18 protein-coding genes are annotated in these 15,965 nt (G+C 49.6%); 1 reads left to right on the plus strand and 17 read right to left on the minus strand.

All coding sequences use genetic code 11. From position 1 onward, the window contains the following. Positions 1-4: 4 nt before the first annotated feature. The 17 genes from LG202_RS04780 to LG202_RS04860 all read right to left on the minus strand — a co-directional run bounded on the left by LG202_RS04780 (position 5) and on the right by LG202_RS04860 (position 14,518). Positions 5-1,915, minus strand: a complete 1,911-nt coding sequence (locus tag LG202_RS04780; protein ID WP_230347262.1) for a putative bifunctional diguanylate cyclase/phosphodiesterase — start codon at positions 1,913-1,915, stop codon at positions 5-7. Positions 1,916-2,156: 241 nt separating this feature from the next. Continuing rightward, on the minus strand, positions 2,157-2,531 hold the full coding sequence (locus LG202_RS04785) for a hypothetical protein (protein ID WP_230347263.1): 375 nt from the start codon (positions 2,529-2,531) through the stop codon (positions 2,157-2,159). Between the two features lie 64 nt (positions 2,532-2,595). Beyond that, on the minus strand, positions 2,596-3,366 hold the full coding sequence (locus LG202_RS04790) for an MBL fold metallo-hydrolase (protein ID WP_230347264.1): 771 nt from the start codon (positions 3,364-3,366) through the stop codon (positions 2,596-2,598). After that, the gene (locus tag LG202_RS04795; RefSeq protein WP_230347265.1) at positions 3,357-4,133 is read right to left on the minus strand and encodes a TatD family hydrolase; all 777 of its coding nucleotides are present in this window, start codon (positions 4,131-4,133) and stop codon (positions 3,357-3,359) included. Before LG202_RS04795 ends, LG202_RS04790 begins: the two co-directional genes overlap by 10 nt. A gap of 45 nt (positions 4,134-4,178) precedes the next feature. Then, complete coding sequence (locus tag LG202_RS04800; RefSeq protein WP_230347266.1) at positions 4,179-4,547, minus strand: PilZ domain-containing protein; 369 nt, start codon at positions 4,545-4,547, stop codon at positions 4,179-4,181. Between the two features lie 8 nt (positions 4,548-4,555). After that, complete coding sequence (holB, locus tag LG202_RS04805; RefSeq protein WP_230347267.1) at positions 4,556-5,569, minus strand: DNA polymerase III subunit delta'; 1,014 nt, start codon at positions 5,567-5,569, stop codon at positions 4,556-4,558. Then, a complete protein-coding gene (gene tmk, locus LG202_RS04810; protein ID WP_230347268.1) occupies positions 5,566-6,177 on the minus strand; it encodes a dTMP kinase in 612 nt (203 codons plus the stop codon). The genes holB and tmk overlap by 4 nt, the downstream gene beginning before the upstream one ends. Next, a complete protein-coding gene (mltG, locus tag LG202_RS04815) occupies positions 6,167-7,171 on the minus strand; it encodes an endolytic transglycosylase MltG (protein WP_230347269.1) in 1,005 nt (334 codons plus the stop codon). Before mltG ends, tmk begins: the two co-directional genes overlap by 11 nt. A gap of 1 nt (position 7,172) precedes the next feature. Beyond that, positions 7,173-7,988 (minus strand): aminodeoxychorismate lyase, encoded by an 816-nt coding sequence (gene pabC / locus LG202_RS04820; RefSeq protein ID WP_230347270.1) that lies wholly within the window; start codon positions 7,986-7,988, stop codon positions 7,173-7,175. Positions 7,989-8,319: 331 nt separating this feature from the next. Continuing rightward, positions 8,320-9,552, minus strand: a complete 1,233-nt coding sequence (gene fabF / locus LG202_RS04825; protein ID WP_230347271.1) for a beta-ketoacyl-ACP synthase II — start codon at positions 9,550-9,552, stop codon at positions 8,320-8,322. Between the two features lie 37 nt (positions 9,553-9,589). Beyond that, positions 9,590-9,826 (minus strand): acyl carrier protein, encoded by a 237-nt coding sequence (acpP, locus tag LG202_RS04830; protein WP_230347272.1) that lies wholly within the window; start codon positions 9,824-9,826, stop codon positions 9,590-9,592. 113 nt (positions 9,827-9,939) lie between these two features. Further along, positions 9,940-10,674 (minus strand): 3-oxoacyl-ACP reductase FabG, encoded by a 735-nt coding sequence (gene fabG, locus LG202_RS04835; RefSeq protein WP_230347273.1) that lies wholly within the window; start codon positions 10,672-10,674, stop codon positions 9,940-9,942. Positions 10,675-10,695: 21 nt separating this feature from the next. After that, positions 10,696-11,625 (minus strand): ACP S-malonyltransferase, encoded by a 930-nt coding sequence (gene fabD, locus LG202_RS04840; protein WP_230347274.1) that lies wholly within the window; start codon positions 11,623-11,625, stop codon positions 10,696-10,698. A gap of 37 nt (positions 11,626-11,662) precedes the next feature. After that, positions 11,663-12,619 carry a beta-ketoacyl-ACP synthase III gene (locus LG202_RS04845; protein WP_268867564.1) on the minus strand — a complete coding sequence of 319 codons (957 nt, stop codon included), beginning with the start codon at positions 12,617-12,619 and terminating at the stop codon, positions 11,663-11,665. Then, positions 12,616-13,671: a phosphate acyltransferase PlsX gene (plsX, locus tag LG202_RS04850; protein WP_230347275.1), complete on the minus strand. Its 1,056-nt coding sequence runs from the start codon at positions 13,669-13,671 to the stop codon at positions 12,616-12,618. Before plsX ends, LG202_RS04845 begins: the two co-directional genes overlap by 4 nt. 73 nt (positions 13,672-13,744) lie before the next feature. Continuing rightward, positions 13,745-13,924: a 50S ribosomal protein L32 gene (gene rpmF, locus LG202_RS04855; protein WP_230341835.1), complete on the minus strand. Its 180-nt coding sequence runs from the start codon at positions 13,922-13,924 to the stop codon at positions 13,745-13,747. A gap of 18 nt (positions 13,925-13,942) precedes the next feature. Beyond that, positions 13,943-14,518 carry a YceD family protein gene (locus tag LG202_RS04860; RefSeq protein WP_230347276.1) on the minus strand — a complete coding sequence of 192 codons (576 nt, stop codon included), beginning with the start codon at positions 14,516-14,518 and terminating at the stop codon, positions 13,943-13,945. A gap of 22 nt (positions 14,519-14,540) precedes the next feature. Here LG202_RS04860 and LG202_RS04865 point away from each other — a divergent pair, with 22 nt between their 5' ends. After that, positions 14,541-15,959: an acetyl-CoA carboxylase biotin carboxylase subunit gene (locus LG202_RS04865; protein ID WP_230347277.1), complete on the plus strand. Its 1,419-nt coding sequence runs from the start codon at positions 14,541-14,543 to the stop codon at positions 15,957-15,959. The last annotated feature ends 6 nt before the right edge of the window (positions 15,960-15,965 follow it).

Genomic DNA, 15,965 nt, shown 5'->3' on the forward strand with positions numbered 1-15,965 from the left:
TAGATTAATGCAGCAGCCCATGAAACTCTTCCAATGGCAAGGGCCTTGAGAAAAGATACCCTTGGAATGCCTTGCATCCGTATTGCCGCAAAATTTCCATCTGTTCTTGACTCTCCACGCCTTCAGCTATCACCTCTAGGTCGAGTGCAGCTGCCATTGCAATAATAGCTCGCACAATCACGGCGTCATTAGGGTTGTTAACGATATTACCCACGAAACTACGATCAATCTTAAGTTGATTCAAAGGCAAGCGCTTGAGATGCACCAAAGAAGAGTAGCCAGTGCCAAAATCATCCATGGCAAAGTGAATGCCAAGTTGCTGCAACTCCAACATTTTCTTGGCATTATCTGAAGTTCCATCCATGACAAGGCTCTCAGTCAGCTCAATTTTAAGCTTGCTTGGATTCACTTGAGTCACCTCCAGTATATCCTTGATCTGTTTAACAAAGTCATCCTGACATAACTGGCGAATACTGATATTGACCGATAATACCAAATCACGAGTACTTTCACTCTGCTCCCATGCCTTGAGTTGTTGGCAGGCACTCATCAAAACATAATGTCCAATCGGCAAGATCAAACCTGTTTCCTCCGCTAGGGAGATAAACTGTGTTGGTGGTACCAGACCGCGCTCCGGGTGCAGCCAGCGTAGTAGCACTTCAGCGCCGTAAGCACGTTGCTCAGCATCAACCTGAATCTGATAATACAGAAGGAGTTGATTTTGATTGACCGCCACTCGTAAATCAGCTTCCAACCCGGCCTTATGCTCTATCATCGCTTGCATCTGTGGATCAAATAGGCAATAAGCATCTCGCCCCGTCTGCTTGGCGTGATACATCGCGGTATCCGCACGACGAAGGACTTCATGAATATTATTATTTCCACCACTCAACAAGCTAATACCGATACTAGCCGTACAGTGATAATGGTAGCCTTTGAGCTCGTAAGTATGGCGAATTGCCTGACATACCTTTTCCGCTACCCTCAAAGCACCTTGCGTAGCAAGTTGCTCATCACTGCTGATATCTTCCAATATGACAAGAAACTCATCCCCACCGAACCGCGCCACCATATCACTCTGCCGCACTGAACTACTTAACCGTGAAGCTACCTCCATGAGTAGCAAGTCACCGAAATCATGTCCTTTGGTATCATTAAGAGTCTTAAAATTGTCCAGATCGATAAACAAAATAGCGCCATAACTTTTGTTTTTCTGGCTATTCACCAACGCCAGTGAAAGCCGGTCCATCAACAGCCGGCGGTTTGGCAATTGGGTCAATGGATCATAAAAAGCCAGACGATAGATGTTCTCGTTGGCCTCCTTCTGCTGGCTTACATCAGAAAATGTGGCGATATAATTAATGACGTGATGGCTGTCATCAGTAATCGCCCTGATCGTCAAAAGTTTAGGATAAATTGTGCCATCCTTGCGCTTATCCCAAACCTCTCCTTGCCAATAGTGATGCTCGCGCAACTCAATCCACATTTTGCGGTAAAAATCTGCATTTTGCCGCCCCGATTTCAACAATGACGGGGTCATACCTAATACCTCGTCCTGTCGATATCCAGTCAGTCGGGTAAAAGCGCTATTGACCTTCAAAATGATATTGTTGGCATCTGTGACCAAGATACCATCCTGACTTTCAAAAGCATGCCGTGTAATCCTGAGTTCATTTTCTGCCTCAAGAAGCTGCTTTTTCAAATCTGAAATCTCCTGTTGTAGGAGGTCATACTGTTCTTGCAGCCCCATACTGGGCAATAAGTGCTGAGCCAACTTCCCTAGCCATTGCTGCCATTTAAAGCTTTGCATCCCCGCCAAGACATCAAAAAACACAAGCCTACTAGTAGTATTCCCCATGAAAAACGTCATTCCATCACTTTCGGTTTTTATTAATAGTGTGACGACTGCAAACATAAAACCATTATATAAAAGTGGTTATATTGGCAAAAATATATCCCAAATTTTTATAAGGCCCTCAATGTGTATCAGATCCTTACAATTTCAGATTTCATCTTAAATTGCTACCAAATAAAGCGTCAATCAATTTCTGCAAATAAGAATTAGTACATTTGGCCTATTCATCATTTTTAATAATGAACTAACTGATTAATACCCCATTGAATTAAATAAAAAAGCCGGGAAATCCCGGCTTTGATTATCTGTTATTAAAGAATGCAATATTGACACATCGGTCATTTACAAACGTCAATTCAATGGTTTTATAAGTTCGCTTAGCATCATACTTAACGAGGTCTTTGTAGTACCACATCTCCACCTGATCTGGCTTTCCCTCTTTATCTGTAGGGCGACCAATCACAGTAGATGCATTACTTGGCTTAACCGACTGTTCTTTCTTGAGTGGATCACCTAATTGCTTGGCGACTACGCTGCGCGTCTTGTTGCCAAACGCACTCAGGAACTCTTCTTCAGTATAGGTTGTTTTTTTAGGCTCGGCCATCACCGGTGCAACCACCATGATAGATGCAAGCAAGGCACCCATGACCAATAAAAATTTCTTGCGCAATACCATTACAACGACTCCTTCTATCCTCTGTGTATCAGGCTTGTCCGTTAGTTGTGGCAAACCCTTGTCATTAAAAATCAGCTATTTCAAGCGTGAGTCCATCATACCCTACCTGTACCGAGGATGGCAGCATTTTGCTGACAGCTTCGTACTCCATTTCATGGGTCATGTGGATGAGATATGTTTGTTTTGCGCCAATGATTGCAGCCTGCTCAAGACTTTGCTCTAGGCTAAAATGCGTGTAATGCGGCGTGTAACGCAAACAATCCAGCAACAAGACATCCACATCGTGCAGCAGTTCCAGCGAAGTTTCTGGAATCGCAGAAGCATCGGTCAGATACGCCAGCTTACCGATACGGTAGCCATACATCTCTAATCGCCCATGCAAAATAGGCACCGGTACAATTTGAGTGCCAAATAACTCGAACATCTGTTCAACAGGGTTAACACTGAGAATCGGTAAATCCCAATAATCCCCGGCTTCACGAATGGCGTAGCCAAATTTGTTGACAATATGTTCCATCGCATCAGGTTTTCCGTATAACGGGATTTGCTGACGCTGCTTCTGGCAAAACGCACGCAGATCATCAATGCCGTGCAGGTGATCTGCATGCGTGTGGGTATAGAGTACGGCATCAACATGTGAAATGCCTTCCCGCAAGGCTTGCAAGCGAATATCAGGACCAGTATCAATCAGGATATTCTTGCCATGACTAAGGGTGATCAATGAAGAGCAACGGCTACGTTTGTTCTTAGGGTTGTCGGACATGCAAGTGGCACATTGGCAGCCAATCACCGGGGTTCCGGCGCTGGAGCCTACGCCCAGCATGGTCAGGCGCATGGACGCGCATCCTTGAACAGGCGAAAGAAGTTTTCCATGGTCACCTGTTCTACTTCCTGATAACTGATCCCTCGTAGATTAGCGATCTCCTCGGCAACGTAGCGTACGTAAGCAGGCTGGTTGAGCTTGCCTCGAAACGGCACTGGAGCCAAGTAAGGGGAATCCGTCTCAACCAAGACGCGATCTAACGGTACAGCCTTCGCCACCTCTTTCAATGCCACGGCGTTCTTGAACGTCACAATGCCGGAAAAAGAGATATAAAACCCAAGCGCTATCGCTGCCTGAGCCACTTCTAGACTCTCAGTAAAACAGTGCATGACGCCACCGACCTGATCTGCCCCCTCTTCGCGCATGATGCGCAAGGTGTCCTCCGCTGCATTACGCGTATGAATCACCAAGGGTTTCTGGGCGCGGATAGCAGCACGGATATGCAGGCGAAAACGCTCACGCTGCCACTCCAAATCGCCAGTCAGCCGAAAATAATCCAAGCCTGTCTCGCCAATGGCCACCACTTTTGGATGTGCTGCCAGATTCACCAATTGATCCTCAGTGAATAGCGGCTCATCTTCATAATCAGGATGCACGCCAACAGAAGCGTAAAAGTTATCATGTGCTTCAGCGACGGCTAACACCTCGGGAAAATCAGGCAAGGTGACAGAGATACATAGCGCATGCCCGACACGCTCCTCCTGCATAGCAGCACGCAAGGCGGGGAGGTTTTGGCGTAACTCAGGAAAGTTTAAATGACAGTGGGAATCAACCAACATAAATAAATACAATCAATAACTTAAAAATATATATAACCTAAGAGATTACATTGTATGTGTAGGACGCTGCGACTTTAATGCATTACCGAGCAAGCCTTCGATCTGGTTGCGAGCCTGCAGACCGCCCTCTTTCTCGCTTAACTGCACGCCTATACCTTGTGGACGATTACCATGCGTCACCGGGCTGATCCAGATAACACGCCCCGCCACCTTGAGCTTGTCCGGACTATCCAGCAAGCTTAGTAGCATGAAGACCTCATCACCAATATTGAAGGCCTTATTGGTAGGAATAAACAAACCACCACCCTGGATAAAAGGCATATAGGCAGCATACAAGGCTGCTTTTTCCTTGATGGCAAGCGACATGACACTCGGCTTTGCCGCTTGCTTACCTACTGTGTCTTGCTCGCTCATGTTGACCTCTAGCTGGAAAACAACTTGCTGTACTGCAACAACAAATACTCAAGTTGCAGCTCATTATTCAAAGGATGATTAGCTGAACGCCTTGCATCATCTACCTGCCGCTGGAAGATCAGTAACTTGCTCAAGTCTACGCGCTTGCTCAAAGCCTGCAAAGCAGCAATATCGCGCACATGATATCTTACTGTTGCATTCAAGCTGACAGCCAACAAGTCATACAGCCACTTCTGTATAGCGGTCATGACTTCCTCCATGCCAATAGCAGAAAACTCACTAGCAGAGGTAAAGGGATCAAGCCTGTGCCCCTGGGCAAGGCGTGTAGCGATTAACTGCACACGTTCATTGCCAGCATGAGCCAATTCTGCAGCACTTAGCGGCGAACCACCGCTATAAGCAAGCCAATAATCCCCCTGCACCACGCCCTGCTGCCCCAACCATGCCAATGCTTCTTGCTCAGAAGGTGTAGGCATTTCAAGCTGCTGGCAACGACTCATGATAGTTGGCAACAGGCGCTGAGGATGACTGGTAACAAGGATAAAGATCACATCCCCTGGCGGCTCTTCGAGCATTTTCAGCAAGGCATTGGCCGACGTCTGATTCAAAGCATCTGCCGGATGAATCACAACGATGCGTACGCCATCTTGCTGGTGGCTGGAAAGCTCAAGGAATCCCGCCAACTCGCGAATTTGCGCCACAGATATTTGTGTACTCTTGCGTACCGGCTTTTTAGTGACAGGTGCAGAATCAGTTGCATCAGGTGATTCTTGCTCAGGCGTCAGCAAGCGGTAATCAGGGTGACTATGTTGTAAAAACCAACTGCAACTAACACAGTGACCACACGCATATCCTGCTTGATCTGGAGCTTGGCACAACAGGGCTTGGGCCAAAGTGTTGGCAAACTCCAGCTTACCTATGCCTTGCTTGCCCCGCAGCAGCAAGGCGTGGTGCCTGCGCTGGCGTGACTGCTGCAAGCGCTGCCAAGTACTGGCATGCCAAGGATAACGCTGGCTCGTCATGCACAAAACTTCTGCAGGATATCCACTACATCTTGTCTAACAGCATCTAGAGGGCGATTGCCATCAATCAGGCGAAAGCGCTGCGGTTGGGCTGTGGCACGGGCAAGATAGCCATTGCGGATACGACGGAAAAACTCGGCACTCTCGCGCTCGAATTTATCGGGCACCCTGGCAGTGGCTAAGCGCGCTACGCTGACCTCTACAGGCACATCAAACAATAACGTCAGGTCAGGCTGCAATCCTTGCTGCACCCAAGTTTCCAGGGTTTCCACCTTTTCACGCGGAACACCTCGTCCGCCACATTGATAGGCAAATGAGGCGTCAGTAAAGCGATCAGAAACTACCCAGGCACCGCGCACCAAGGCAGGCTCTATGACGGTCGCAATATGTTCACGCCGCGCCGCAAACATCAACAAAGTTTCCGTTTCAGCGTGCATGCTCTCATGCAGTAATAGCTCACGGAGCCTCTCGCCCAGCTGCGTACCACCTGGCTCACGCGTGGATACCACCTCTAGCCCTCGCTCCTTTAAGGTTGCGATGATGCTCTCTATGTGCGAGCTCTTGCCCGCGCCATCCATGCCTTCCAGCGTAATAAATCTACCGCGCATTGCCGCCCTTCAATTGATAGCGCACCACGGCGCGATTATGTTCGTCGAGAGTACGGGAAAACTGGTGGCTGCCATCGCCCTTGCCGACAAAATACAGTGCATCGGTCTTAGCTGGGTGCAATGCCGCCGTAATCGCGGCATTGCCTGGCATGGCAATCGGTGTAGGTGGCAGGCCTGCCCGTGTGTAAGTATTGAACGCGGTATCGCGCTGTAAGTCGCGCTTGCGTAAATTCCCATCGAATGTCTCGCCAAGCCCATATATCACTGTAGGGTCAGTCTGCAACCGCATGCCAATGCGCAAACGGTTGAGAAATACTCCGGCAATGACAGGGCGTTCACTGGCCTTGCCCGTCTCTTTCTCTACGATAGACGCCATAATCAGCGCCTCATAAGGGGAAGAATAAGGTAAACCCGCAGAGCGTTGCTCCCAAGCTGCCTGCAGACGATTCTGCATCGCTACATAGGCGCGCTTGAGAATGTCCTGGTCACTCATGCCCTTGCTAAAAAAATATGTATCAGGAAAAAACAACCCCTCTGGCAATTGATCAGCAGCACCTATATTGCGCATGATTTCTTCATCGGTATAAGCCATGGTGAGATGGCGCACCGAGTCATGATTATTCAGCGCCTGGCGCATCTGGCTAAATGTCCAGCCTTCAATAAAGGTAATGCTATCCTGAGTAACATTACCGTTACTGAGGGTAATGAACAACTCATAGGGTGTCTGGCCAGACTCCAGCAAATAGTTACCCGCCTTGATCCCTCCCGCCATTTTCATGACACGCACAAGGAGTATGAAACTCCAAGGCTCATTTAACACACCCTGATCGACCAATTGCTGGGAAATGGTACGCAGACTGCTCCCCATGCGCAGATCGAACTCGACGGTCTTGGTAGGAAACTGTAATGGGGTGGTAACGAAGTAAGCCATCCATGCGGCAAAGGTGATTACCAGCAAAGTCACCAGTACCAACAAACTCTTCAATATGCGCATGCTATTCCTGCAAAAATTGCCGCAACCTGCCAGCCAATTGGCCTAACGGCCAGGTGCGACCATTGAAATCTATGACTTGCCAGACGCCATATAAGCTATTACACATCAAGACCTCATCAGCATTCATCAACTCGGTGAGCGTCAACGATGTAATGGCTGGAATCAATCCAAGAGTGGGGGCGATAGCTAGAATACGTTGGCGGGTAATACCATCAACACCACAACGATCCAGATCAGGTGTCGCCAATATTGTACCTGAGCGTATCAGGATATTGCTCATTACCCCTTCTATCACCAAACCATCCTGATCCAGCATCACCCCTTCACTGATGGCCGGATCACTCCACTCCTGCCTGGCAAGAACATTCTCCAATCGATTTAAGTGCTTGATACCCGCCAGCAAAGGCTGGTGTGCCAGCCTGGTTTTACACAGGTATGCACGTATGCCATGACTTGCATTACGGTCAGGATAGTCTGGTAGCGAGCTACGGATGACGATACGCGTAGAAGTAGCATGATCCCCCACCGCATAACCACGCTCGGCAATGCCTCGGGTCAACATAAGCTTGGCGACACCATCGCCCTGATCTGCGAATAATCGGCCCAAATCCTTTAGCCAGCCTGCAGCTTCAGGACAGGGTAAGTGGAGGCGTCGACTATCCGCAAGCAGTTTAGCGTAATGTGCTTGCCATGCAATTGGCTGCCCATCTATGACGCGGATAGTGCGAAAGATACCATCACCATAGGCTAGGCCTCTATCCAGCGGTGAAATCAAGGCATTAGATACACCATTGATCAGGAATGTCGTTGTGCTCATGGGAGTAGATGAAATCAACAGCCGTTCATGCTAAAGCATATGCACCAGCTTAGAAAGAATTTCTCTCCACAAAAGCTGTGGATAATTTTGTGGATGGAGTTCGGAAAGCATGGCTAAACCACCGTCACCATTATAGTTTTCTAGAATCGCCCAGTTTTTAGGCAGATAATTTTTATTATTAATATCAATAACTTAAAAAAACATCCATATAAACAAGCAATAAAGCCGACTTCTTACTGTCATATGCAACAAATCTGTGCATAAAGGCCCGTGACTCTTATAAAGAGTGCACGGGCCTTTATGATTTTTGCTTCCTATTGAAGCAGGAAAATTAAATCTTGCGGAACACCAAGCTACCGTTCGTACCACCAAAACCAAAGTTATTTTTTACCGCAGCATCAATCTTCAAGTCCCTGGCTTCGTTAGCGCAGTAATCCAGATCACACTCAGGATCCTGAGTGAAGATATTGATGGTAGGAGGCGAAACCTGATGATAAATGGAGAGCACTGTAAATACAGACTCCAACCCGCCTGCACCACCAAGCAAGTGACCAGTCATAGATTTGGTTGAGTTCACCACCAAGCTCTTGGCATGGTCACCAAATGCAGCCTTGAGCGCATTGGTTTCGTTCACGTCACCAAGTGGCGTGGACGTACCATGTGCATTCACGAACTGGATCTGGTCAGGATTAAGGCCTGCGTTCTTCAAGGCATTCACCACAGAGCGGCGAGGCCCATCCATGCTCGGAGCAGTCATATGGTAAGCATCAGCACTCATGCCATACCCCACTATTTCAGCATAAATCTTGGCACCACGCTTCTTGGCTGACTCATACTCTTCGAGGACTAATACACCAGCCCCCTCCCCGATCACGAACCCATCGCGGTCAGTGTCCCAAGGGCGACTGGCCGTTGCTGGATCATCGTTACGGGTCGACAAGGCACGCGCAGCAGCAAAGCCACCGACGCCGAGCTCGGTAATTGGCGCCTCGGCACCCCCCGCCACCATAATGTCGGCATCACCATATTCAATCATGCGAGCTGCGTCACCAATCGAATGCGTGCCTGTAGTACAGGCAGTCACGATGGCAACATTTGGCCCCTTGAATCCATACATGATGGAGAGGTTGCCCGAAATCATGTTGATGATGGTGCCGGGAATGAAGAACGGCGAGATCTTTCTCGGACCAGACTCGTGATAAATCTTGTCTGTATCCTCAATCAATTGCAGGCCACCAATGCCAGAACCGATGGAAACTCCAATCCGTTCAGCATTTTCCTCAGTCACTTCAATACCCGCATCCTTCACCGCCTCAATCGCGGCCGCCATGCCGTATTGGATAAAAGTATCCATACGACGAGCTTCCTTGGCGGGAAGATATTGCGATACGTCGAAGCCCTTCACTTCACCTGCAATTTGCGAGGCAAAAGGGCTGGCATCGAATTTAGTGATGTTGGTGATACCGGATTGACCGGCCACAAGATTGGCCCAGGATGTTTGTACACCGATACCGACTGGTGACACAACGCCTAGGCCAGTTACAACTACCCTACGCTTGGACAAGGCAACTCCAAGTAAAAACGGAAATTGGGAAAAAAGCTTATTTCAGGTTTGCGTTGACGTAATCAATCGCTTGCTGAACTGTGGTGATCTTTTCGGCTTCTTCATCAGGAATTTCGCAGTCGAATTCTTCTTCCAGCGCCATCACCAATTCTACGGTGTCGAGAGAATCAGCACCCAGATCGTCAACAAATGAGGAAGCGTTCTTAACGTCAGCCTCGTTTGCACCCAGTTGTTCGGAAACGATCTTTTTAACGCGTTGTTCGATGTCAGACATCTAAATTATTCCTTTCAAGTTAAGTCGCTTAAAAAAGCTCGGGCTATTCTATCAAAAGTCCCGAGGAATTCAAAAACAGAATGACTAAGTGGTATAGCACGTCATGCATGGCATTAAGCCATGTACATGCCGCCATTCACATGTAATGTTTCACCAGTAATGTAACCAGCTGCCGATGATGCCAGGAAGCCAACTGCAGCGGCGATATCCGCAACATCACCAAAACGCCCTGCCGGCACACGCTTCAATAGTTCCTCACGGACATTGTCAGGCAGTTCGCGCGTCATATCCGTATCAATAAAGCCAGGCGCTACGCAGTTCACGGTAATGCCACGACTACCGACCTCTGCAGCTAGCGAGCGCGTAAATCCTGCCATGCCCGCCTTGGCTGCCGCATAATTCGCCTGACCTGGGTTGCCCATATGGCCGACCACGGATGAAATATTGATGATACGACCATTTCTCGCCTTCATCATCGGGCGTAAGACAGCCTGCGACATGCGATAAACCGATGTCAAGTTCGTTGCAATCACAGCATCCCAATCCTCGTCCTTCATGCGCATCAGCAGGGTATCGCGGGTAATCCCGGCATTATTGACCAAGATACTGACATCGCCAAACTGGTCTGCGATGCTCTTCAATACAGATTCAACCTGGCCCGCGTCATTGACATCAAGCGCCAAACCAATGCCTCCGTGTGCACCCAGCGCCTGCGTGATGTTGGCCGCCCCCGACTCGCTGGTCGCAGTGCCCACTACCTTAGCGCCTTGCTTTGCCAACGCCAATGCAATTGCAGCACCAATACCACGGCTAGCACCAGTGACCAACGCAATTTGTCCTTCCAGCATGATGGCCTCTCCTCTTAATTTCTATTGATTGAATTGTGCCTGAGCTTCCGTCAGCGCTTCTTGATTAACCAACGCCAGACATGGCAACTCGGCGACTGTGCGCTTGACCAACCCAGCTAACACCTTGCCTGGGCCACATTCTGCAGTCGCAACTACACCAGATGCATGTACAGCCTGTACTGTCTCTACCCAGCGCACAGGGCTATAAAGCTGGCGTACCAAGGCATCCTTCACCTTGGCTGCATCGTCATACGCAGCCACATCTGCATTATGCAGTACCGGAATTTGAGCAGATGCAAAGTCTATATCTTGCAGATAACCCGCCAACTCATCTGCCGCCGGCTTCATCAGCGCGCAATGCGATGGCACACTGACTGGCAACAACAAAGCACGTTTGGCACCCTTGGCCTTGGCAGTCTCGATGCCACGTTCTACTGCGGCTTTATGACCAGCAATGACCACTTGCCCCGGGGAATTCAGGTTAACAGCCTCTAGCACTTCCCCCTGCGCTGCTTCAGCACATGCTGCACGCACAGTATCGTCATCCAATCCCAATACAGCCGCCATTGCGCCTACGCCTTCAGCCACAGCACGCTGCATCACCTCGGCACGGAAACGCACCAGAGGCAAGGCCTTCTCATAAGACACAATGCCAGCCGCAACCAATGCCGTGTATTCGCCAAGGCTATGCCCTGCCAACACGGCTGGCAGGCTTCCACCCTGGGCTTGCCATGCGCGCCATGTTGCCACGCCAGCAGCCAACATCAAGGGCTGGGTATTAGTCGTCTGGTTCAACGCATCGTTGGGCTCGGTCGCCATGCGCCAGAAATCAACACCTAAAGTATCGGAGGCCTCAACAAAGGTATCCCTGATGATGGCAAGATCACCAAATCCCTGCATCATGCCGACAGATTGGGAACCTTGCCCGGGAAAGAAAAAAGCAAATTTCATGAATGCGGCCTTTTTAGGTCGTAAGAAATCGTTTGAATTAGTACTTGATTAGCGCGGAGCCCCAAGTGAAGCCACCACCAAAAGCTTCCATCAGGACTGTTTCGCCACGCTTGATGCGGCCATCACGTACGGCAACATCCAGCGCCAGAGGAACGGAGGCAGCCGAGGTATTGCCATGCTGATCCACAGTTACCACCACCCTGTCCATATCCATGCCTAGCTTGCGAGCCGTGGATTGCAGGATGCGGATATTGGCCTGATGAGGTACAAGCCAATGGATATCAGACTTCTGCATACCATTGGCCTCCAGCGTTTCATCAACAATGGCATCCAGCGTATTCACTGCTATTTTGAATACGGCATTGCCTTCCATATGAATCGTTTTACCATCGCCCTGATTGGAAACACCGTTGGGCACATTGAGAAGCTTGGTATAACTGCCATCCGCATGCAAGTGGGTAGAAATGATGCCTGGCTGATCGCTAGCGCCCAGCACTACCGCACCAGCCCCATCTCCCCATAAGATACAGTTACTGCGGTCAGTCCAGTCGGTAATGCGCGACATGGTTTCCGCGCCAACAACCAGCGCAGTACGGGCTGAGCCGCTGCGAATAAAATTATCTGCTGTAGCAATCGCATAAATAAAGCCGCTACACACGGCCTGCACATCAAATGCAGCAGCACCGGAATTACCCAGCTTATGCTGCAACAAACAGGCAGTGCTAGGGAATACGCGATCAGGCGTCGTGGTAGCAACGATTATTAAGTCTACGTCACCCGCAGTAACGCCAGCGGCCTCAAGAGCACGCTGTGCAGCATGCAATGCCAGATCACTAGTATATTGATCATCTGCTGCAATATGGCGTTGACGAATGCCGGTACGGGTATAAATCCATTCATCCGTCGTGTCGACCATGCTTTCAAGATCAGCATTCGTCAGGATCTTTTCTGGCAAGTAGCTACCTGTGCCCAAGATACGCGAGTAAATGGTCATATACCCTCTTTTGTGGGTTCAACATCTTGTAAAGCAGCCTGCGGCTTGAGATGTTCAATTTCAAGTTGTTCTGTAATACGGCTCAATACACCACTACGGGACTCTTCTGCCGCAGCGCGGATAGCATATTGAAAGGCTAGGCTATCCGCCCCGCCGTGGCTTTTTACCACAATGCCACGCAATCCAAGGAAGGAAGCACCGTTATAGCGACGCGGATCCAGCCTGCGCTTAAAGGCCTTGAGTACGGGTATGGAAACCAGCGCCATGAGCTTAGTCAACCAACTGCGCTTAAATTCCTGCACAAGGAAACGGTTGACCATCTGCGCCAAACCCTCAGAGGTCTTAAGGGCAACATTGCCGACAAAGCCATCACAGACGACGACATCGGTAGTCCCTTTATAGATGTCATTACCCTCAATATTGCCATAGAAATTAAGATGGCTAGCACGCAGCAACTCGCCGGCCTGCTTCACCACCTCATTGCCCTTGATGTCTTCCGAGCCGATATTGAGCAAGCCAACACTAGGACGTTCCTTATGCTCGACACAGGAAACCAACATGGCACCCATAATAGCGAATTGCAACAAGTGCTCCGGGGTGCAATCGGCATTGGCACCCAGATCCAGCATATGCACCGTTCCCTTCTGGGTCGGCAAAATGCCTGCAATTGCAGGCCTATCGATGCCTGGTAATGTCTTGAGGACGAATCGTGCGGTCGCCATCAAGGCGCCGGTATTACCCGCACTAACACATGCATTGGCTTCACCACTCTTAACGAGATTAATCGCCACACGCATGGAGGAATCTTTTTTATTCTTGAGCGCACTCTGTGGTGACTCATCCATCGCCACAACTTCGCTGGCATGATGAATCCGGAGACGAGGACCGATGACTGCCTGATGGGCAGCTAACTCCGCCTCAATGACATCCTTCAATCCGACAAGAATGACGTTTAATTGGCTATCTTGCTTGATAGCGTTGAGCGCTGCGGGAATGGTGACATGAGGGCCATGATCGCCTCCCATCGCGTCGATAGCAACAGTTATATCCATGCTCACAATCGGAGGTTAAATACAAAAGCGCCAGCCGTGAAGGCTGGCGCATATACCTGAAAAACCAGGGAGATTACTCACCCTTGGCTGGCAATACCTTACGACCACGGTAGTAGCCATTGGGGCTAACATGGTGACGCAGGTGAGTTTCGCCAGTCGTTGGCTCAACAGCCAATGGTGGGTTTGTCAGGAAGTCGTGTGAACGGTGCATGCCACGCTTGGATGGTGACTTTTTATTTTGTTGAACGGCCATAATTTACTCCTAATTAAACTAATCGTTTTGGCTTTTGCCAGCTTTAAACCCTTTTAACACAGCAAAAGGACTTGGTTTTTCCAACTCAACCCTGCCAGCACCAACACACTCTTTTTCAGCATGCTTAGGGGCCAATGGTAAGGTCAGCAATATCTCGTCTTCTACCAGGTCTATCACCGGCATTTGCGTTTCCGCCACCAAGTAATCCACCTCATCGTCATATTCATCTGAATCTGGCGATGGAATCGCGTCTTCACTGGTGACGATTACAAAATCTGCAGCCACATCCAGCGGGTATTCAAATGAATCCAGGCAACGCTGACAAGTCATCTTGAGCACACCATGCACTTCTAGATGAAGTGTTGGCTTGCCTAACTCGTCAACCCTCCCAATCAAGGTGATCTCCAGCGAACCATTGGTATCGGCCAGATACTCACCCAGGCGAGAAAATCGCAAGAGCGGGAGTATATCACGAAATTCTTGCGCTTTTCTCGAGAAGTCGAGACTGTTGATAACGGGCATATTGATTGCTTGTGCAGTCATAAGCCGCGCATGATATAATTTGCCGGTTTCCCTGTCAAAAATCAGTACCATTTTTCAGGTTTAGGTTTACTACGTGATCAAAAAAATTCTAATTGCCAATCGTGGCGAAATCGCCGTGCGCATCGTTCGCGCCTGCTCCGAGATGGGCATCAAGTCCGTTGCCATTTATTCAGATGCTGACCGTCATGCATTGCATGTCAAGAAGGCTGACGAAGCTTACAACATTGGGTCAGATCCAGTATTGGGTTACCTGAATGCACATAATATAGTCAATCTGGCCGTTGCATCGGGGTGTGATGCACTACATCCGGGCTATGGGTTCCTTTCTGAGAATCCCGAGCTTGCAGAAATCTGTGCTCGTCGCGGCATCAAGTTCATCGGGCCGGACTCCAAGGTCATTCGCCAGATGGGCGACAAGATCCAGGCTCGCACTGCCATGATCAAGGCTGGTATCCCCTGTGTGCCAGGCAGTGATGGCAATCTGGAAAACCTGGAAGAAGCGCGCAAGCTTGCAGCCAAGATCGGCTACCCTGTGATGCTGAAAGCCACCAACGGTGGCGGTGGCCGAGGTATTCGCCGTTGCAATGACGAAAAAGAATTGCTGGGCAACTACGACCGTGTAATATCAGAAGCCAGCAAAGCATTCGGCAAACCTGAAGTTTTCCTGGAAAAATGTGTTGTCAATCCACGCCATATTGAAGTACAGGTACTTGCTGATAGCCACGGTAACGTGATTCACCTGTTTGAGCGTGATTGCTCCATCCAGCGCCGCAATCAGAAGCTGATTGAGATTGCACCATCGCCCCAGCTCAGCAAAGCACAACGTGAGTATATTGGCAATTTGGCAGTGAAGGCCGCCAAAGCCGTGGGTTATAAGAATGCTGGCACTGTCGAGTTCCTTCTGGACTCCGACAATAACTTCTATTTCATGGAAATGAATACCCGCTTGCAAGTTGAGCATACCGTCACGGAGCAAATTACCGGTATCGACATCGTGCAGGAGCAGATTCGCGTGGCCGATGGCCAACGCCTGCAATACAAGCAATCCGAAGTGCAGTATCGTGGCTTTGCGATGGAATTCCGTATCAATGCGGAAGACCCCAAGAACGACTTCCTGCCCAGCTTTGGCAAAATCACGCGTTACTATGCCCCAGGTGGCCCCGGCATCCGGATGGATGCTGCCATGTATAGTGGCTATGTCATTCCACCCTATTACGACTCCATGTGTGCCAAGCTCACCGTTTGGGCACTGAATTGGGAAAGCGTGGTCGAACGTGGCCGCCGCGCGCTCAATGACACCGTGGTCTATGGCGTCAAGACAACGATTCCTTATTATCAGGAAATCCTTAAGCACCCTGACTTCCGCAATGCTCAGTTCAATACTAGCTTTGTAGAAGCTCACCCCGAGCTTGCCAACTATGCGACCCAGTTCCCTCGCGAACTGATTGCTGCGGCGATTTCAGCCGCCATAGCTGCCCACGAGGGTATCTGAGGCTTA

The sequence above is a fragment of the Methylobacillus methanolivorans genome (genome assembly GCF_054588515.1).